Raw genomic sequence first — 18,858 nt, forward strand, 5'->3', positions numbered from 1 at the left:
TGCCTGACGACGGCGGGCGAGGAGAGGGAGAGACGATGAAGCGAGCAACCGTGTCCATAGCGGTCGGCGCCCTGCTGCTCGGCGGTGGCGCCACCGCCTACGCCGCGAGCGATTCCGGCGCGAACGGGAAGCAGCGCCCCGTTCCGGAGACCGTCAAGGTGCCGGAGGGCAACAAGCACCTAGCCACCTACCGGGGCGAAGGCGTGCAGATCTACGGCTGCGCCAACGGGGCATGGGCGCTGATCCAGCCCGCCGCGACACTGGGCCACCGCGGGCGGGCGATCGCCCTGCACAGCAAGGGTCCGGTGTGGACGTCCACTGTGGACGGCAGCACGGTCGGGGCGGCGGCGGTTCCCGGTGCCTCCAGCCCCAGGCCGGACGCGGTACCGGAAGTGCTGCTGAAGGCGAACCTGAACAGCGGTGACGGGATCTTCGGCAAGGTCACCTACGTCCAGCGGCTCGACACCCGCGGCGGACTCGCTCCGGCGGGCACCTGCGCGGCCGGCGCGCAGACGGCCGTCCGGTACTCCGCCGACTACGCCTTCTGGTCGCGAAGTAGAAGCTAGGCGGGGACCGGATCCTCTTCGGAGGTCCGCAACCGCTGCGAGATCACCTTCGTGATGCCGTCGCCCTGCATCGAAACGCCGTACAGGGCGTCGGCGATCTCCATGGTCGGCTTCTGGTGGGTGATGATGATCAGCTGCGAAGAGTCCCGCAGCTGCTCCAGCAGCCCGATCAGCCGTCGCATGTTGGTGTCGTCGAGCGCGGCCTCGACCTCGTCCATGACGTAGAAGGGCGAAGGCCGGGCGCGGAAGATCGCCACCAGCATGCCGACGGCGACAAGCGACTTCTCGCCACCGGAGAGCAGCGAGAGCCGCTTGACCTTCTTGCCCGGCGGGCGCGCTTCGACGTCGACACCGGTGGAAAGCAGATCGTTGGGCTGAGTGAGCACCATGCGCCCCTCACCGCCCGGGAACAGCACGCTGAACACCGTCTCGAACTCGCGCGCGACGTCCTCGTACGCGGACGCGAAGACCTCGAGGATCTTTTCGTCGACCTGCTTGATGACGGCTTCGAGGTCCTTGCGGGTGTCCTTGAGGTCTTCGAGCTGGGTCGAGAGGAACTTGTACCGCTCCTCCAGCGCCGCGAACTCCTCCAGCGCCAGCGGGTTGACCTTGCCCAGCAGGCTCAGGTCCTTCTCCGCGCGCTTCGCCCGGCGGGCCTGGGTGTCGCGGTCGAAAGGCATCGGCGGCGGCGGGGTGACGTCCTCGCCGCGTTCCTTGGCGGCCTCGTACTCGGCCATCTCCCCCGCGCTCGGCGGCACGGGGACGTCGGGGCCGTACTCGGCGACGAGATCCTCTAGACCGATGCCGAAGTCTTCGGCGATCTTGGTTTCGAGCTGTTCCAGCCTCAGCCGCTGCTCGGCGCGCAGCACCTCGTCACGGTGGACGGCGTCGGTGAGCTTCTCCAGTTCGCCGGTCAGTTCGCGGACCTTGCTGCGGACCTGGGTCAACGCGGTCTCCCGCGACTGCCGCTGCGCCTGCGCCTCGTCCCGCTCGTGGGCGGCGCGCTGCACGGAGACCTCGATGCGCTCCAGCGCGATCTCGCCGCCGTTGACCACCGCGTTGGCGATCTCGGCGCCGCGTTTCCGCGCGGCCCTGGACTTTTCGGCGCGTTCGCGGGCCTGCCGCTCGGCGTGCGCGGCCCGGCGGAGCGATTCGGCCTTGCCCTGGATGCTCCGCGCGCGCTCCTCGGCGGTGCGCAGCGCGAGCCGGGACTCCATCTCCTCCTGGCGGACCGTGCCGAGGTCTTCGGCGGCCTGGTCACGCTCGGCCGTGTCCGGATCCTCGTCGACTTCCTGGTCGGCGACGGCGGCCAGCCGCTCTTCGAGTTCGGCGAGCTGCCGCAGCGCTTCTTCGCGGCTCTGCTCGACCTTGGCGCGCTGGTTGCTCAGCCGGTCCATTTCGGCCTGCGCGGCACGCGCGGCCTGCTGCATCCGGTTCAGCCGCTCGGACGAGCGCGCCTTGCGGACCTTCGCGTCCCCGAGCGCTTCCTTGGCCCTGCCGACCTCTTCGCGCCGGGCGGCCTGTCCGGCGCGGGCGCCTTCGAGTTCCGCGGCGGTGCGTTCCAGCGCGCGCTCGGCGGCGCTCAGCCGATCGCTCGCCTCGTCGACCGCGGCCTGCACCTCGATGACGCTCTCGCTGCGGGCGGACCCGCCGACCGCCCAGCGCGCGCCGAAGACGTCGCCTTCGGGCGTGACCGTGCTGACTTCGGGATACACCTCGACGAGACGGCGCGCGGACTCCAGACCGTCCACAATGGCCACCCGGTCGAGCGCGTGCTCGACGGCGGATCGCAACGCGGGCGGCGCGGTGACGACTTCACGCGCCCAGCGCGCGCCCTCGGGCAGCGACGGCCACGAGCTGGTGTCCACAGTGGATTCCAGCCCGCCGAGCAGAATACCCGCGCGCCCGGAGTCGTTGTCCTTCAAGAACTTCAGCGCGGCGAGCGCGTCTTCGCCGCCGTTGACCGCGACCGCGTCGGCGACCGGGCCGAGCGCCGCGGCCAGCGCGACCTCGTGACCGGCTTCGACGGTGAGCAGCGCGGCCACCGAACCGAGCAGGCCCGGCAGTTCGTGCTGCGCGCCGAGCAGCGCGCCGGCGCCGTCCTTGCGCCGCAGGCCCATCGACAGCGCCTCGACGCGAGCCTTCTCCGACGCGATCTCGCGTTCGGCGGCCCGCTCGGCCTTGACCAGCTCCTCGACCCGCGCCTTGGCGGCGTTGTTGGCCTCCACCGCGCGGTCGTGGTGAGCCTGGAGGTCGGAATCGTCGGATTCCTCGACGCCCCCTGCGGCCTTGGCCTCTTCGAGCTCCTCGACGGCGATCTCCGCCCGCTCGGCGGCCTCTTCGAGCGACACGGTGAGCCGGTCGATCTCGTCGGAGGTGGCGCCGTTCTTGCTGCGCAACGCCTCGACCTGACCGGAGAGCTTCGCGAGCCCCTCCCGGCGGTCGGCGATCGCGCGGACGGCGGCCATATGCGCGCGCTCGGCGGCCTGGACGAGGTGTTCGAGCTGCTCACGCCGCTGGACGGTCTCTGAAAGCACCATCCGGGCTTCGGCGACGGCCTCGTTGAGCTCCTGCTCCCGCTCGGCGACCTGCTCGGCCTCGGCGAGCAGCTCGTCGGGGTCTCGGCCGGTGCTCGCCTGCTGCACGTCGGACGAGAGGTGCCGCTGACGCTCCAGCGCGAGCCGCACGGTGCCGCGCAACCGCTCGGTCAAGGCGGAAAGCTTGTACCAAGTCTCCTGTGCCGCGGCCAGCTTCGGGGCGTCCTCGGCCAGCGACGCTTCGAGCTCGGCCTCTTCGGCGGCGACGATCTCCAGCGCCTGCTCGACTTCGGCGCGCCGCTGACGGGCGACGCGCTCGTCGGCTTCTTCCTTGGCGATGCCCTCGCGCTGGGTGACCAGGTCGTGGGCGAACAGCCGGAGCCGGGCGTCGCGCAGCTCGGACTGCACCCACTGCGCCTTGCGGGCGATCTCGGCCTGCTTGCCCAGCGGTTTGAGCTGGCGGCGGAGCTCGGTGGTGAGGTCGCCGAGGCGGTCGAGGTTGCCCTGCATGTTCGCGAGCTTGCGCAGGGTCTGTTCCTTGCGCTTGCGGTGCTTGAGGACGCCTGCGGCCTCTTCGATGAAGGCGCGGCGCTCCTCGGGCTTCGATTCGAGGATCGCCGAGAGCTGGCCCTGCCCGACGATGACGTGCATCTCGCGGCCGATACCGGAGTCCGACAGCAGTTCCTGCACGTCCATCAGGCGGCAGCGGTCGCCGTTGATCTCGTACTCGCTCGCGCCGTCACGGAACATCCGGCGGGTGATCGAGACCTCGGAGTACTCGATGGGCAGCGCGCCGTCGGCGTTGTCGATGGTCAGGGTGACCTCGGCGCGCCCGAGCGGGGCGCGGCCGGCGGTCCCGGCGAAGATGACGTCCTCCATCTTGCCGCCGCGCAGGTCCTTCGCGCCCTGGGTGCCCATGACCCAGCGGAGCGCGTCGAGGACGTTCGACTTGCCGGACCCGTTCGGTCCGACCACGCAGGTGATGCCCGGCTCGAAACGCAACGTCGTCGCCGAGGCGAAGGACTTGAAGCCCTTGAGCGTCAGGCTCTTCAGGTGCACGTCGTGCTGACCCCTCTGGCTGCGGGAACCGGTCTTTCAATCGACCCAGGCTACCTGTGTGCTCACGGTGATCGTGGGACGCGGGGCCTCAGCGCTCCACGAACCCGCGCAGCCCGCCTTTCGCGGGCGACCACCGCTCGACGACGTGATCCACACTTCCGGGTGATTCCCCGGATCGCAAAGCGGCCAAAAGCCGCTCACAGTGTTCACGATCACCCTCCGCTATCACCTCGACACGCCCGTCGGCCAGATTGGCCGCGCTGCCGACCAAGCCCAGCTCAAGCGCCCTGCTGCGGGTCCACCAGCGGAAACCGACACCCTGCACCCGGCCGTGCACCCACGCGGTCAGCCTGATGTGCGTTACTTCTTCACTCACGTTCCCCATCGTGCACCATGCGGATGAACGCGGAGGGTGAACACGACGTGCGCTGTAGTTCGCAGACGGTGAAGCGGCGGTGATAATCTCCGCGCCGGGTCCCCACTTTGGGCTACCTCGCCCGGGTAGCCGCACTCCCCGAAGTCCCCCATCCGAGGAGCCAGCACATGCCCCGTCCCGACGGGTCTGATCCGAGCGCACGCGTGTCCGTGGCACCGCCGCGCGGCGCCACCGGCAAGCTCAACCGCGCAGGCTACGCCGTACTCGGCGTCAGCGGCCTCGTGGTGGCGACGGCCTTCGCCGCGATCGCCGAACTCGCGGGCCCCGGCGTCTCCGCGACCGCGGGCGGCACCGGCGTGCCCGGCGGCGGACAGGGCATCGCCCCCGCCGGCGTCCAGCTGGTCCCGGGCAACGCCGTCCCCGGCGGCCCGATGACCGTCAGCGGCTCGCCGACCCCGGGCGCGCCCTCCAGCTCGACGGCGCCGCCGACCACGGTGACCTCGGTGGGGGCGGACGGCAAGGAGACGACGAGCGTCGTCACCCCGCCTCCGCCGAACCCCGGCCCTGGGCCGGGCACCACGGTCTTGCCGCCTACGACGCCGACCAAGCCCACCACCACGAAGACGACTCCTACAACCCCCCCGACCACGTCGACGCCCTCCTCGTCGGACCCGTCGGATCCCCCGACGAGCACGCCGAACGGCAGCTCCAGCCCCGGCGGCGCCCCCAGCGAGTCGACTCCGGGCAAGTCCAGCACGTCGGGCACCGACACGTCCATGAGCAGCGCCCAGTAAGACTTGAGGTCCGTGAAGGCCTCCTTGCCTACCGTGAGGGTAGGGAAGGAGGCCTTCACTACTTTTGCGGCGTGTGTCGGGTGGCTTCCTCCCGGCAGGAGTTGCGAAAGCCACTTTCGCAACGTTGAAGGTTGCGAAAGTGGCTTTCGCAACGCGTTCCCTCCCCGGGTCTCACATTTCGAAGCGGTAGCCCATCCCCGGCTCCGTCAGCAGGTGCCGCGGCCGTGAGGGTTCCGGTTCCAGTTTCCGCCGCAGTTGCGCCAGATACACCCGCAGGTAGTGCGACTCGGTCTCGTAGGTCGGCCCCCACACCTCGTGCAGCAGCTGCTTCTGCGCCACCAGACGGCCGCGGTTGCGCACCAGCAGTTCCAACACGCCCCATTCGGTCTTGGTGAGGTGCACTTCCTTGCCGTCCCGGCGCACCTTCTTCGCCGCGAGGTCGATCCGGAACGATCCCGTGTCCACCACCGCGTCCGCACCGTCCACACCGGACGACGCCGAGCGGCGCACGGCGGCCCGCAGCCGCGCCAGGAGTTCGTCCATGCCGAAGGGTTTGGTGACGTAGTCGTCGGCGCCGGCGTCGAGGGCCTGCACCTTGTCGGCCGAGTCGCCGCGCGCGGACAGCACGATGATCGGCACGGTCGTCCAGCCGCGCAGCCCGGCGATCACCTCGGTGCCGTCGAGGTCGGGCAGGCCGAGGTCGAGCACGACGACGTCGGGTTTGGTCTCGGCGACGGCCTTCAGCGCGGCCGTCCCGTCGTGCGCGGTGATCACCTTGTAGCCGCGGGCGGACAGGTTGATCCGCAGGGCTCGCACGATCTGCGGTTCGTCGTCGACGACCAGCACGGTCGCCGACGCGGTGTCTGCGCTCATCGCACTCGCTCCTCCTCTTCGTTCTCGAGGCCCTCTTCGTCGAACGCGAGGAGGCTCTTTTCCGGATCCTGACCAACATATGCGGGCAGCGAGATGACGACGGTGAGCCCGCCGCCGGGCGTGTCCTCCGCCCGGATCCGCCCGCCCATCGCCTCGGTGAACCCCTTGGCGACCGACAGCCCCAGTCCCACGCCGGGCACGCTGTCCCGGTCTCCCCCGAGCCGTTGGAACGGCGCGAACGCCGAGTCCGCGGTGCCCTTCTTGAGCCCGCGCCCGTGGTCGACGATACGCAGTTCGACGTGCTCCGAATGCGTGCTGGCGCGGGCCGAGACCGGCTCTCGCGACCTCCCGTGCCGCAGCGCGTTGTCGATCACGTTCGCCACCACCCGTTCCAGCAGACCGGGATCGGCGCAGACCGAGGGCAGCCGCGAGTCGATCGCGACGACGACCGAGGCCGAGTTGTCCACATTGGACAGGGCGTGCGAGACGACCTCGTCGTAGCCGACCGGGCGCAGGTGCGGACGCACCGCGCCGGTCGCCAGCCGGGAGGAGTCGAGCAGATTGTCGATCAGCCCGGCCAGCCGGTCCGCCGATTCCTCGATCGCTTCGAGCAGTTCGTCGGTGTCCTCTTCGGACAGTGAGATGTCGGTCGCGCGCAGGCTGCCGATGGCCGCCTTGATGGACGTCAGCGGCGTCCGGAGGTCGTGTCCCACGGCGGAAAGCAGTGCCGTACGGAGTTCGGTCGCCTCGGCCTTGCGCTCGGCGCGGATGGCCGCCTTCGCCGTCCGCTGCTGGCGCAGGGCGAGCAATGCCTGCCCGGCGACGGCTTCCAGCACTCCCCGGTCCGACGCGGGCAGCGCGCGCCCCCGCAACGTCAGGTGGACGTCGGCGGTGACGGCGATGTCGGCGTCGGCCTGGTCCGGGTCGGCGCACGGATCCGTGCCGGCGCTCGCCACCCGTTTCCACTTCCCGTCCCGCTTTTCCAGCAGGGTCACCGAAGTCAGGCCGAAGTTCTCGCGGACCTTCTCCAGCAGCCGCTCGATCGGGTTGGTGTGGGTGAGCACCGTCCGCGCGTACGAAGCGAGCAAAGCGGCCTCGGTCCGCGCTCGCGCGGCCTGCGTCGCACGCCGGGCCGCCGTGTCGACGACCGCCGCGACCAGGACCGCCACCAGCACCATCGCGACCAGCGTGATCACGTTGCGCGGTTCGTGGACGGTCAGGTTGTACAGCGGCGGGGTGAAGAAGAAGTTCAGCAGTCCCGCCGAGAACACCGCCGCGAGCAAGGCGGGGCCGAGCCCGCCCGCGAGCGCGACCAGCACCGTCGCGAGGACGTAGTCGACCACGTCGGTGGAGAAGTCGAGCTGATCCCTCAGCAGGACCCCGAGCAGCGTCGCCAGCGCCGGCAGCACCAGCGAGAGCACCCATCCGGTCAGGCGGCGTGAGGGCGTCAAAGGGCTCCGGTTGAACCGGGCGCGCAGCCGTCCGCCCGCTTCGGCGTGCGTGACCATGTGGACGTCGATCGGGCCGGACCGCTGGACCACGGCCGCGCCGATGCCCTCGTCGAACAGCCTCGCCACCCGTGACCGCCGCGAGGTCCCGACCACCAGCTGGGTCGCGTTCACCCCGCGCGCGAAGTCGAGCAGCGCCGTCGGCACGTCGTCGCCGACGACGGTGTGGAAGGTCGCGCCGACCTCTTCAGCCAGCTTCCGGTACTTGCCGACCGCCGTCGGCCCCATCCCGGCGAGCCCGTCACCCCGCAGGATGTGCAGCACCTGCAGTTCGGCGCCGGCGCGGTTCGCGATCCGGCTCGCGCGCCGGATGAGCGTCTCGCTCTCCGGGCCGCCGGTGATGGACACGACCACCCGTTCGCGTGCTTCCCAGGTGTCGGTGATCTTCTGCTCGGCCCGGTACCGCTGCAGGGCGACGTCGACCTGGTCGGCGACCCACAACAGCGCGAGCTCCCGCAGCGCGGTGAGGTTGCCGGGGCGGAAGTAGTTGCCCAGCGCGGCGTCGATCCGCTCGGCCGGGTAGACATTGCCGTGCGCCAGGCGCCGCCGGAGCGCTTCGGGCGTTATGTCGACCAACTCCAGCTGCTCGGCCCGCCGCACGACCTCGTCGGGCACCGTCTCCTGCTGGGTGACGCCGGTGATCCGCTCGACGACGTCGTTGAGGCTCTGCAGATGCTGCACGTTGACCGTGGACAGGACGTCGATCCCGGCGGCGAGCAGTTCGTCGATGTCCTGCCAGCGCTTCTCGTTGCGCGAACCCGGCACGTTGGTGTGCGCGAGTTCGTCGACCACGGCGACCTCGGGGGCGCGGGCGAGCAGCGCGTCGAGGTCCATCTCCTCGAACTCGTGCTCCCGGTGCGCCGACCGGCGGCGCGGCACGGTCTCCAGCCCTTCGACGAGCTCCGCGGTCTTCTTCCGCCCGTGCGTCTCGACCAGGCCGATGACCACGTCGGTGCCCCGATCGAGGCGTCGCCGCGCCTCGCCGAGCATCGCGTAGGTCTTGCCGACGCCCGGGGCCGCGCCGAGGTAGATCCTCAGCTCACCCCGGCGCGGCTTGGTCGTGTTCTCGTCCACGTCTGTCAGTGTGCTCCTCCGGCCGCGTCGCGCACGGCCAAGTTGACCTTCAGCACATTGACGCCCGGCACACCGATCCCGGCGCCGCTCGTGTTGTCGGCCACGAGCTGCCGGACCTTCTCCTCGGACAGGCCCGTGTTCCTGGCCACTCGCGGGATCTGGAGGTCGGCGTAGGCGACGCTGATCGCCGGATCCATCCCGGAGCTCGACGCCGTCACCGCGTCCGCGGGCACCTGCGACTCCTGGACACCTTCGCGGGCGGCGATGAGCTTCTTGCGCTCACCGATCGCGGCGACCAGGTCCTCGTTGTACGGGCCCTTGTTCGACGCGCCGGACGACGACGGGTCGCCGGGGCCGAGGGCGTCCTTCGAGCCCGCGGACGGACGGTTGTGGAACCACGGGTCCTTGGCCGGGTCGGCGGCGACCGGGTCGATGCCGATCAGGGACGAGCCGACGGCCTGCCCGTCCTGGGTGATGATCGAGCCCTCCGCGTTGCCTTCGAGGCCGGGGATCCGGGAGACCGCCCAGACACCCAGGGGGTAGACCACACCCAGCAGGACCGTGAAGACGAGCAGGACACGCAGCCCGGCGAGGGTCTGCTTCAACAGTGCGTTCATGAGTCACCCGATTCCAGGGATGAGACGGACGAGCAGGTCGATCAGCCAGATCCCGAGGAACGGGCTGACGATGCCGCCGAGGCCGTAGACCAGCAGGTTGCGGCGCAGCAGCGCCGAGGCCGACGACGGCTTGTACCGGACGCCGCGCAGGGCGAGCGGGATCAACCCGACGATGATCAGCGCGTTGAAGATGACCGCCGAGAGGATCGCCGACTTCGGTGTCGCCAGCTGCATGACGTTGAGCGCGCCGAGCTGGGCGAAGATGCCGGTGAACATCGCGGGCAGGATGGCGAAGTACTTCGCGAGGTCGTTGGCGACGCTGAAGGTGGTCAGCGCGCCGCGGGTGATCAGCAGCTGCTTGCCGATCTCCACGATCTCGATCAGCTTCGTCGGGTCGGAGTCGAGGTCCACCATGTTCCCCGCCTCCTTGGCGGCGGAGGTCCCGGTGTTCATCGCGACGCCGACGTCGGACTGCGCGAGCGCGGGGGCGTCGTTGGTGCCGTCGCCGGTCATCGCGACCAGCCGCCCGCCTTCCTGCTCCTTCTTGATCAGCGCCATCTTGTCTTCGGGCTTGGCCTCGGCGAGATAGTCGTCGACGCCCGCGTCCTGCGCGATGGCCTTGGCGGTGAGCGGGTTGTCCCCGGTGATCATGACGGTCTTGATGCCCATGGCGCGGAGCTGGACGAACCGCTCCTTCATCCCTGGTTTGACCACATCGGACAGCCGGATCACGCCGCGCACGAACGCTTTCGCGCCGTCGTACTCCGCGACCACCAGCGGGGTCCCGCCCTGCTGGCTGATCTCGTCGACGACCTTTTCAGTCTCGTCCGGCATGTCGCCACCGCGTTCGCGGACCCACTCGCGCACCGCGGCGGTGGCGCCCTTGCGGACCTGCCGTTCGCCGATGTCGATGCCGCTCATCCGGGTCTGCGCGGTGAACTCGACGAAGTCCGCGAGCTTCTCGTCGGCGGACGCCGTCTCCGCGAGCCCGTGTTCCCTCGCGACGAGTTCGACGATGCTACGGCCTTCCGGCGTGCCGTCAGCGAGGCTCGACAACCGGGCGGCCTTGGCGATGTCGTCCATAGTGGACTGTCCGACCGGGATCAGCTCGGTGGCCTTGCGGTTGCCGAAGGTGATCGTGCCGGTCTTGTCCAGCAGCAGCGTCGAGACGTCGCCGGCGGCCTCCACCGCGCGGCCGCTCGTGGCGAGCACGTTGCGCTGCACCAGCCGGTCCATCCCCGCGATCCCGATCGCGGACAGCAGCGCGCCGATCGTCGTCGGGATCAGGCAGACCAGCAACGCGGTCAGCACGATCACGGACTGCTGGCTGCCGGAGTAGCCCGCCATCGGCTGCAACGCCACCACGGCGAGCAGGAAGATGATCGTCAGTGTGGAGAGCAGGATCGTCAGCGCGATCTCGTTCGGCGTCTTCTGCCGGGAAGCGCCTTCCACCAACGCGATCATGCGGTCTACAAAGGACTCACCGGGTTTGGTGGTGATCTTCACGACGACCCGGTCCGAGAGCACCGTGGTGCCGCCGGTGACCGCGCACCGGTCGCCGCCCGATTCGCGGATGACCGGGGCCGACTCGCCGGTGATGGCCGATTCGTCGACGGTCGCGATGCCCTCGACGACGTCACCGTCACCGGGGATGACCTCCCCGGCCTCGACGACCACCAGGTCGCCGACGCGCAGGTCGGCACCCGGCACGGTTTCCTCGTCGCCGTCTTCGGTGAGACGGCGGGCGACGGTCTCCTTCTTGCTGCGCCGCAGGGATTCCGCCTGCGCCTTGCCCCGGCCTTCCGCGACGGCCTCGGCGAGGTTCGCGAACAGGACGGTGAACCACAGCCAGATGGTGATGAGGATGGTGAACACGCTCGGATCGGTGATCGCGAAGACCGTGGTCAGCGCGGAACCGATCCACACCACGAACATGACCGGGTTGCCGAGCTGGTGCTTCGGGTTGAGCTTGCGCAGCGCCTCCGGGAGCGAGGTCAGCAGCTGGCGGGGGCTGAAGATCCCCGCGCCGACGCGGCCGGTGTTCTCGACGTGGTGCTGTGTCGTCTCTTCGGGACTGCGTTCTTGAGTGACGGTCATGCCAGTGCTTCCGCTATGGGCCCGAGCGCGAGCGCCGGGATGAAGGTGAGGGCCGCGACGAGCACGATCGTGCCCGCGAGCATCGTGCCGAAGAGCGGTCCGGTGGTGGGCAGCGTGCCGGCGGTCTCCGGGACCTTCCGTTGCGAGGCAAGGGATCCGGCCAGGCACAGTACGGCGATGATCGGGACGAACCGGCCGAGCAGCATGGCGACGCCGAGCGAGGACTGGAACCAGTCGTTCGTCACGGTGAGCCCGCCGAACGCGCTGCCGTTGTTGTTGCCCGCCGAGGCGTAGGCGTAGAGGACCTCGGAGAGGCCGTGCGCGCCCGAGTTGGTCATGGCGGCCGGGGTGTCGGCCAGCATGAGCGCGATACCGGAGCCGAGCAGTACCACGGTCGGCATCGCGAGCATCGAGACGGCCGCGCAGGTGACCTCGCGTTTGCCGAGCTTCTTCCCCAGGTATTCCGGTGTCCGGCCGACCATCAGCCCGGCGAGGAACATCGCGATCACGGCCATCACCAGGATGCCGTAGAGACCGGTGCCCACCCCGCCCGGCGAGATCTCGCCCAGCAGCATGTTGAGCAGCGTTCCGCCCCCGCCGAGCCCGCTGTAGCTGTCGTGCATGCCGTTGACCGCCCCGGTCGACGTACCGGTGGTGGCGTTGGCGAACAGCGAACTCAGCCCGATGCCGAACCGTTGTTCCTTGCCCTCCAGATTGGCCCCGGCGGCCAGCGACGCCGGGCCGCTCGCGTTGGCCTCGGACAGCCAGGTCACCGTGAGCATCGCGGTGAACAGCCCGGCCATCACCGACAGCAGGACGTAACCCTGGCGCGTGTTGCCGACGAGCTTGCCGAACGTGCGGGTGAGCGAGACCGGGATGACCAGGATCAGGAAGATCTCGATCAGGTTGGTCCAGGCGTTCGGGTTTTCGAACGGATGCGAGGAGTTGGCGTTGAAGATGCCGCCACCGTTGGTCCCGAGTTCCTTGATGGCCTCTTGGCTCGCGGCGGGCGCGAGCGCGATCTTGCTCGTGCTGCCGTCGGGGTTGAGGACGTCGACACCGCTCTTGAGGCTCTGGACGACGCCGAGCGCGATCAGCGCGATCGCCGCCACGAACGCGATCGGCAGCAGGATCCGGATCGTGCCGCGGGTCAGGTCCACCCAGAAGTTGCCGAGGCGGTCGGTCTTCGAGCGGACGAAGCCGCGGACCACCGCGATGGCGACCGAAAGGCCGACGGCGGCGGACAGGAAGTTCTGCACGGTCAGGCCGGCCATCTGCACGAAGTGACCCATGGTCGCTTCGGGGCTGTAGGACTGCCAGTTCGTGTTGGTCACGAAGCTGACTGCGGTGTTGAAGGCGACCGCCGGCGAGACCGGTTCCTTGCCCAGGCTCCACGGCAGGATCGCCTGAAGCCGCTGAAGCAGGTACAGGAGCACGACGGAGACGAACGAGAAGCCGATCACGGCGGACGCGTAGGTCTTCCAGTGCTGTTCCGATCCGGGGTTCACCCGGAAGAGGCGATACAGGCCGCGTTCGGCCTTGGTGTGCTTCTCGACAGAAGACACAGTGAAGACGCGCGCCATGTAATCGCCCAGTGGCCGGTAGACCACGGCGAGCGCGACGAGTAAGAGGCCGGCCTGCAGGAGGCCGGCCGCGGTGTCTGTCATTCCAGTCCCTCCGCGGGAACAAGTACGTCGGGACGCATCAGAATTTCTCCGGCCTGACCAGTGCGATGAACAAATAGACGATCAGCCCCAGCGCCAGCAGCCCGCCGACGACGTTGGCCACGGTGCCCGTGCCGATCACAGCTTTTCCAGACCGCGAAGGGTCAGGGCGAGAACCACGAATACGCCGATCAGGAGCACGGCATAGAGCAAGTCGGCCACTAGGCACCTCTCAGGACAGGTCACCCCATCGGTGACCAGGACCCCGCAACACTGCGCCTGGTACAGACCATCGCGACCACGACATGACGCCCTCTTGATGCCCCGATCGGGTGTCTTTACGACTTCTTGATGCCCGGTGACGTGCCCCACAGACCGTGACGTACTGCGGACGGAGCGTGCAATTCGGGCAGACAAGCGACACGAAGCGTGTTACACCGGTGTTACGGATAGTTGTATGCGCTAACTAATCACCGGGAGGTAGCGATGTGCGGAATCGCAGGGTGGGTCTCCTTCGACACGGACCTGACCCAACGCCGTGAGGTCGTCGACGCGATGACCGAGACCATGGCATGCCGCGGACCGGACGACTCGGGCACCTGGGTCCGGCCGAACGTGGCGCTGGGCCACCGGCGGCTGGCGATCATCGACCTGCCGGGCGGCAGGCAGCCGATGGCCGAAGCGGGGCTGGCCGCGATGGTCTACAGCGGTGAGGCGTACAACTTCACCGAGCTGCGCGAGGAACTTCTCAAGCGCGGGCACAAGTTCGAGACCGACAGCGACACCGAGGTCGTGCTCCACGGCTACCTGGAGTGGGGCGACGAGGTCGTCGACCACCTCAACGGCATGTACGCCTTCGCGATCTGGGACGAGCGCGACGAGAAGCTCGTGATGATCCGCGACCGCATGGGCATCAAGCCGTTCTACTACTACCCGACCCCGGACGGCGTCCTCTTCGGTTCCGAGCCGAAGGCGATCCTCGCGAACCCCTTGGCGCGCAAGGTGGTCGACACCGACGGCCTGCGCGAGCTGATGGCCATGACCAAGACCCCCGGCTGGTCGCTGTGGAAGGGCATGCACGAGGTCGGGCCGGGCACGATCGTCACGGTCGACCGCTCCGGGATCCGCACGCGGACGTACTGGAAGCTCGACGCGAAGCAGCACACGGACGACCAGGAGACCACGGTCGAGCGGGTGCGCGAGCTGATGACGGACATCGTGCACCGTCAGCTGATCGCCGACGTGCCCCGCTGCGTCCTGCTGTCGGGCGGGCTCGACTCCAGCGCCGTCACCGGTCTCGCCGCCGCACGGCTGGCCGAACAGGGCGAGCGGCTGCGCACGTTCTCCGTCGATTTCCAGGGCCAGGAGGAGAACTTCCAACCGGACGAGGTGCGGGACACCCCGGACTCGCCCTTCATCCGCGACGTCGCGCAGCTGGTCGGCTCCGACCACAAGGACGTCGTGCTGAACCCGGCCGAGCTCAGCGATCCGGAGGTCCGCCGCAAGGTGCTGGCCGCGCGAGACATCCCGGCCGGGCTCGGGGACATGGACACCTCGCTGTACCTGCTGTTCAAGGCGATCCGCGCGGAGTCGACGGTGGCACTGTCCGGCGAATCCGCCGACGAGGTCTTCGGCGGATACCGCTGGTTCCACGACGAAGCCGCGGTGAACTCGGGAACGTTCCCCTGGCTCGCCTTCCGGATGGGGCTCACCAGCGAGCGGGGCGCCCTCCTGCGCGGCGAGGTCCAGGAGAAGCTCGACCTGCCCGGCTACATCGCCGACCAGTACGCCACCGCCGTCGCCCAGGTCGAGCACCTCGACGGCGAGAGCAAGCAGGACCGCAAGATGCGCACGGTCTGCAACCTGCACCTGAGCCGGTTCGTGCGGATGCTGCTGGACCGCAAGGACCGGGCGTCGATGGCCGTCGGGCTCGAGGTGCGCGTGCCGTTCTGCGACCACCGCCTCGTCGAGTACGTCTACAACACGCCGTGGTCGCTGAAGACGTTCGACGGCAGGGAAAAGAGCCTGCTTCGGCACGCGACCGAACATGTGCTGCCGACGTCCGTGCGGGACCGGGTCAAGAGCCCGTACCCGTCCACTCAGGACCCCGGCTACGCGGCCGCGTTGCAGCAGCAGGCCAAGGAGGCCTTGACCGAACGCGACAATCCGGTGTTCGAACTGGTGGACCGCGACTGGCTGCACCGGGTGTCCGAAGTGGACCCGGCCACGATGTCGTCGGCTCAGCGCTCCGGGATCGACCGGGCGCTGGACCTCTACCACTGGTTCGACCTGTACCGGCCCGAACTGCGGCTCGACTGAGCACCCCGGTCCGCCGCCGTCTCAGCGACGGCGGCGGACCGTGCCCCCTACCGCGATGCCCCCGAGCACCGCGGTCGCGGCGAGCAGGATGCCCGCCTCGGTCCATTGGAACCGCCAGAACCGGTCGACGGGCTGGTAGACGGTGAAGTCCTGATATCCCGCCGCCTGAGCGCACGCGTTCTTCCCCAGCCCCACCGGGCAGCCGGGCACGTCGTCCAGCGAACTCGTCTCGCGGCCGTCCGGCGTGACCCGGCCCAGCTTGACGATCAGCGCCCCATGCGTGGCCGGATCCGCGCCGATCGTGCGCACCGGCTCGGCGTAATGCGGCCTCAGCAGCAGCAAGGCGATCGCAGCCGCGAGGAACACCGCGACCGTGATCGCGATGGCGGGCAAGGTCTTGCGCACGAGCGCCCCGGCCGCCGCGCCGAGGACGAAGGCGAACAACCACCAGGCTGCGGGCGCGACCCCGAGCGCACCGAAGTAGGACGTCTCGGCGAAGCTCTCCGCCTTGCCGGGGAACATTTCCAGCCACGCGCCGAACATCTGCCCCGAAGCGAGCCCGGCCAGCATCGCGCACCCGGCGAGAACGCCGAACTTGACGGCCAGCCAGTGCCCGCGGCCGATCGACTGCGTCCACGCGAGCCGGTGGGTATTGCGCTCGTACTCCCTGGCGAGCAGCGGCGCGCCCCAGAAGACGCCTGCCAGCAAGGGAACGAACGGCACCAGCACGACCAGCGGGTAGGCCTTCTGATAGAGATCCTCCAGCCCCGCGTCGTACTCACGGCACGGGACGCCGCCGCCGTGACAGTACAAGGAGGTCTTGCCGTTCGCGGCGTCGGCGGCGATCTGCCCGGACAGGAGCAGGATCCCGCCGAGCACGGCGAGGAATCCGAAGGTGACGAGCAGCTGGGTGCGGTGCTGCCGCCAGGTGAGCCAAAGCAAGAAGCTGTGCCTTTCTAGGAGCGGCGTCGGATGGCGAAGGTGGCGGCGACGGCGAGCAGGAGCGAGACACCCGTCAGGATCGCGGCCTCGGTCCACTGGAAGCGCCAGTACCAGTCCGCGGGCAGGATCTTGAGCGCGGTGATCTCGCCGGCGGCGTCCCTGATCATCTCGACGACCCGGCCCACGGGTTCCGTGCCCAGCGCGACGAGCCGGGGTTCCGCGTAGTGGTCACGGACGTTGCTCACGCCGATCATCAGTCCGACCGACACCGCGATGGTGACGGCGATCGCGGGCAGGGTCTTGCGGATGAGCGCGCCCGCGGCGGTGCCGAGCACGAACCCGAAGAGCCACCACGCGCCGGGTGCGACGCCGGTCATCGCGAACAGGACCGGGTTGTCGAACCGGCTGGTGAAGTCGGTGTCGCCGCGATCGGTGGGAAAGACCGCCACCCAGCGCTGCATCATCGCGCCGAACGCGAGCCCGCCGAGGGTGGCGAGAACGGCGAGGAGGCCCAGTTTCACCCCGAGCCAGTGGAACCGTGAGATCGACTGGGTCCAGGCGAGTTTCGTGGTGCCGCGTTCGAATTCGGCCGCGACCAGCGGCGCGCCCCAGAAGACACCGATCGCCACCGGGACGACCTGAAGCCAGGAAAGGTACTGGTAGAGATCCGCGAACAGCTTCGCCGGGGCCGGACTGTCCGCCGCGGCGTTCCCGTTGACCAGCAGGACGATCCCGACGGCGACGAGCAGACCGGCGGTGATCAGCAGCTGCATCCGGTGCTGACGGTAGGTGAGCCAGAGCATCGTTCCCCCCTTACGCCGAAGCCAGTGTCGGACGAGGCAGGCTCGCGGATTCGGGCCGCCGCAGGTAGGCGAGCACCAGCTCTTCCAGGTTCGCCGGCCGCTCGGTCCACTGTGGACCCAGCGGGACCGGTTCCGTCCGGGCGAAAACGGTCGCTTGCCTGCCCGCCCTGGCCTCGTCCACGATCGCGACGCGCCTGCCCAGCGCGTCGGCCTCCTCGACCGGGCCGACGAAGGTCCGGTGCCCGGCGACGAGTTCGTCGATGTCGCCGCTGACCTGGACGCGGCCGCCGTTGAGGACGATCAGCCAGTCGCAGGTGTTCTCCAGATCGGAGACGACGTGGGACGAGAGCAGGACGGTCATCCCGGTTTCGGCGACCGCCTCCATCAGGCCGCGCATGACCTCGTGGCGGGCCAGCGGGTCGAGGTTCGCGAGCGGCTCGTCGAGCACCAGGAGGTCCGGGCGTTTCGCGAGAGCGAGGGTGAGCGCGACCTGCGCGCGTTGCCCGCCGGAGAGCTTGCCGACCTTGTGTTTCAAGGGAAGCCCGAGCGCATCGATGCGCTTGAGCGCGAACTCGTCGTCCCATCCGGGGTTCAGGCGTCTGCCGAACTCGAGCATCTCCGCGATGCTGAAGCCCGAGTACAACGGCTTGTCCTGCGCGAGGAAGGCGGAGGTACCCCGGATCGAGACCGAGCCGAGGGTCGCGTCGAGCAGTCCGACAGCCAGGTGCAGGAAGGTCGTCTTGCCCGCGCCGTTGGGCCCGACCAGCGCGACGACGCGCCCTTTCGGGACGGCGAGAGAACAGTCGCGCAGCGCCCACTTGCGGCGGTAGCGCTTGCCGAGTCCGGTCGCCTCGATGACGGATTCATCGGTCATGCCGTCCGCTCCCCTCGAAAGCCATCGACCACCACCGAGGTGAACAGCGCCTCGACGTCTTCCTGATCCAGCCCCGATTCGCGCGCGTCGCGGACCCACGCTCCGAGGCTCTTCCGCAAGCGGGTGTGCTCCGCGAACGAAGCGCCTCCGAGCGTCTTCTGGACGAAGGTGCCGAGGCCCGGCTTTCCCTCGACGAGCCCTTCGCGCTCCAGCTCGCGATAGGCCTTGAGGACGGTGTTGGGGTTGATCGCCAGCTCGGCGACCACCTCCTTCGCCGTCGGCAGCCGATCCCCCGGCTCCAGCAATCCCAGGCGGAGGGCGTTCTTGACCTGCTGGACGAGCTGGACGTACGTCGCGACGCCCGAGCCCTTGTCCAGGTGGAAGGTGACCACTGGCAACACCCTTTCACTAATTAAGTAGTGAAAGGGTGCAGGCAGACGTCGGCGCCTGTCAAGTGATCACGCCGAAAAGCCGTGAAGGCCCCCTTGAGGGACTCTGAGTCCCTCAAGGGGGCCTTCACGGAAAACCCCAGCCCCAGTTCAAGAAGAAGCGCCAGTTCGACGACACGGGGGAAGACGTCGAGCTGGCACTACCCCCAACCCCCACCGCCCTCAGAGGGCGGTGCCTGTGCAAATTGAAGGTGCCCACCGTCGTACCGGAACCGAATGGGGGGTCCTGCCCGTCTGGTTGGTTGGGCACGGTTCCGGCGACGGGTCCTCGGTGGACACCTGGCAAGGATCACGCCGTCCGGATGC

At 69.2% G+C, this 18,858-nt stretch carries 15 protein-coding genes; 2 read left to right on the plus strand and 13 right to left on the minus strand.

All coding sequences use genetic code 11. From position 1 onward, the window contains the following. The first annotated feature begins 35 nt into the window (after positions 1 to 35). Positions 36 to 566, plus strand: a complete 531-nt coding sequence (locus DMH01_RS01000) for a DUF3455 domain-containing protein (RefSeq protein ID WP_125673240.1) — start codon at positions 36 to 38, stop codon at positions 564 to 566. Here the strand turns inward: DMH01_RS01000 and smc are convergent. The 9 genes from smc to kdpF all read right to left on the minus strand — a co-directional run bounded on the left by smc (position 563) and on the right by kdpF (position 13,307). Beyond that, positions 563 to 4,162: a chromosome segregation protein SMC gene (gene smc / locus DMH01_RS01005; RefSeq protein WP_125673241.1), complete on the minus strand. Its 3,600-nt coding sequence runs from the start codon at positions 4,160 to 4,162 to the stop codon at positions 563 to 565. The two genes, DMH01_RS01000 and smc, sit on opposite strands and share 4 nt — an antisense overlap. An 88-nt stretch (positions 4,163 to 4,250) precedes the next feature. After that, positions 4,251 to 4,547, minus strand: coding sequence for an acylphosphatase (locus DMH01_RS01010; protein WP_199745325.1), 297 nt, complete (start codon positions 4,545 to 4,547; stop codon positions 4,251 to 4,253). A 244-nt stretch (positions 4,548 to 4,791) separates the two neighbouring features. Then, positions 4,792 to 5,316, minus strand: a complete 525-nt coding sequence (locus tag DMH01_RS01015) for a hypothetical protein (protein WP_233621368.1) — start codon at positions 5,314 to 5,316, stop codon at positions 4,792 to 4,794. 187 nt (positions 5,317 to 5,503) lie between these two features. Further along, positions 5,504 to 6,205: a response regulator gene (locus DMH01_RS01020; RefSeq protein ID WP_034321063.1), complete on the minus strand. Its 702-nt coding sequence runs from the start codon at positions 6,203 to 6,205 to the stop codon at positions 5,504 to 5,506. Further along, a complete protein-coding gene (locus DMH01_RS01025) occupies positions 6,202 to 8,787 on the minus strand; it encodes a sensor histidine kinase KdpD (protein ID WP_125673242.1) in 2,586 nt (861 codons plus the stop codon). The genes DMH01_RS01020 and DMH01_RS01025 overlap by 4 nt, the downstream gene beginning before the upstream one ends. A gap of 5 nt (positions 8,788 to 8,792) precedes the next feature. Next, entirely contained in the window at positions 8,793 to 9,404 is a 612-nt protein-coding gene (locus tag DMH01_RS01030) for a potassium-transporting ATPase subunit C (protein WP_125673243.1), read from the minus strand. 3 nt (positions 9,405 to 9,407) lie between these two features. After that, entirely contained in the window at positions 9,408 to 11,501 is a 2,094-nt protein-coding gene (gene kdpB / locus DMH01_RS01035) for a potassium-transporting ATPase subunit KdpB (RefSeq protein ID WP_125673244.1), read from the minus strand. Beyond that, positions 11,498 to 13,168 carry a potassium-transporting ATPase subunit KdpA gene (gene kdpA, locus DMH01_RS01040; RefSeq protein WP_125673245.1) on the minus strand — a complete coding sequence of 557 codons (1,671 nt, stop codon included), beginning with the start codon at positions 13,166 to 13,168 and terminating at the stop codon, positions 11,498 to 11,500. Before kdpA ends, kdpB begins: the two co-directional genes overlap by 4 nt. A gap of 37 nt (positions 13,169 to 13,205) precedes the next feature. Next, positions 13,206 to 13,307 carry a K(+)-transporting ATPase subunit F gene (kdpF, locus tag DMH01_RS01045; protein ID WP_125673246.1) on the minus strand — a complete coding sequence of 34 codons (102 nt, stop codon included), beginning with the start codon at positions 13,305 to 13,307 and terminating at the stop codon, positions 13,206 to 13,208. Positions 13,308 to 13,651: 344 nt separating this feature from the next. Here kdpF and asnB point away from each other — a divergent pair, with 344 nt between their 5' ends. After that, positions 13,652 to 15,484: an asparagine synthase (glutamine-hydrolyzing) gene (asnB, locus tag DMH01_RS01055; RefSeq protein WP_125673248.1), complete on the plus strand. Its 1,833-nt coding sequence runs from the start codon at positions 13,652 to 13,654 to the stop codon at positions 15,482 to 15,484. 21 nt (positions 15,485 to 15,505) lie between these two features. Here asnB and DMH01_RS01060 read toward each other — a convergent pair whose 3' ends face one another. From DMH01_RS01060 to DMH01_RS01075, 4 genes are read right to left on the minus strand one after another with little or no spacing between them, the layout of a single operon-like run. After that, complete coding sequence (locus DMH01_RS01060; RefSeq protein ID WP_125673249.1) at positions 15,506 to 16,426, minus strand: ABC transporter permease; 921 nt, start codon at positions 16,424 to 16,426, stop codon at positions 15,506 to 15,508. A 14-nt stretch (positions 16,427 to 16,440) separates the two neighbouring features. Beyond that, entirely contained in the window at positions 16,441 to 17,229 is a 789-nt protein-coding gene (locus DMH01_RS01065) for an ABC transporter permease (protein WP_125673250.1), read from the minus strand. A 10-nt stretch (positions 17,230 to 17,239) separates the two neighbouring features. Beyond that, positions 17,240 to 18,103 (minus strand): ABC transporter ATP-binding protein, encoded by an 864-nt coding sequence (locus DMH01_RS01070; protein WP_125673251.1) that lies wholly within the window; start codon positions 18,101 to 18,103, stop codon positions 17,240 to 17,242. Continuing rightward, entirely contained in the window at positions 18,100 to 18,495 is a 396-nt protein-coding gene (locus DMH01_RS01075; protein WP_125673252.1) for a GntR family transcriptional regulator, read from the minus strand. The genes DMH01_RS01070 and DMH01_RS01075 overlap by 4 nt, the downstream gene beginning before the upstream one ends. Between the last annotated feature and the right edge of the window lie 363 nt (positions 18,496 to 18,858).

Origin of the sequence: Amycolatopsis sp. WAC 04182 (assembly GCF_003947465.1) — a bacterium.
Taxonomy (GTDB): domain Bacteria; phylum Actinomycetota; class Actinomycetes; order Mycobacteriales; family Pseudonocardiaceae; genus Amycolatopsis.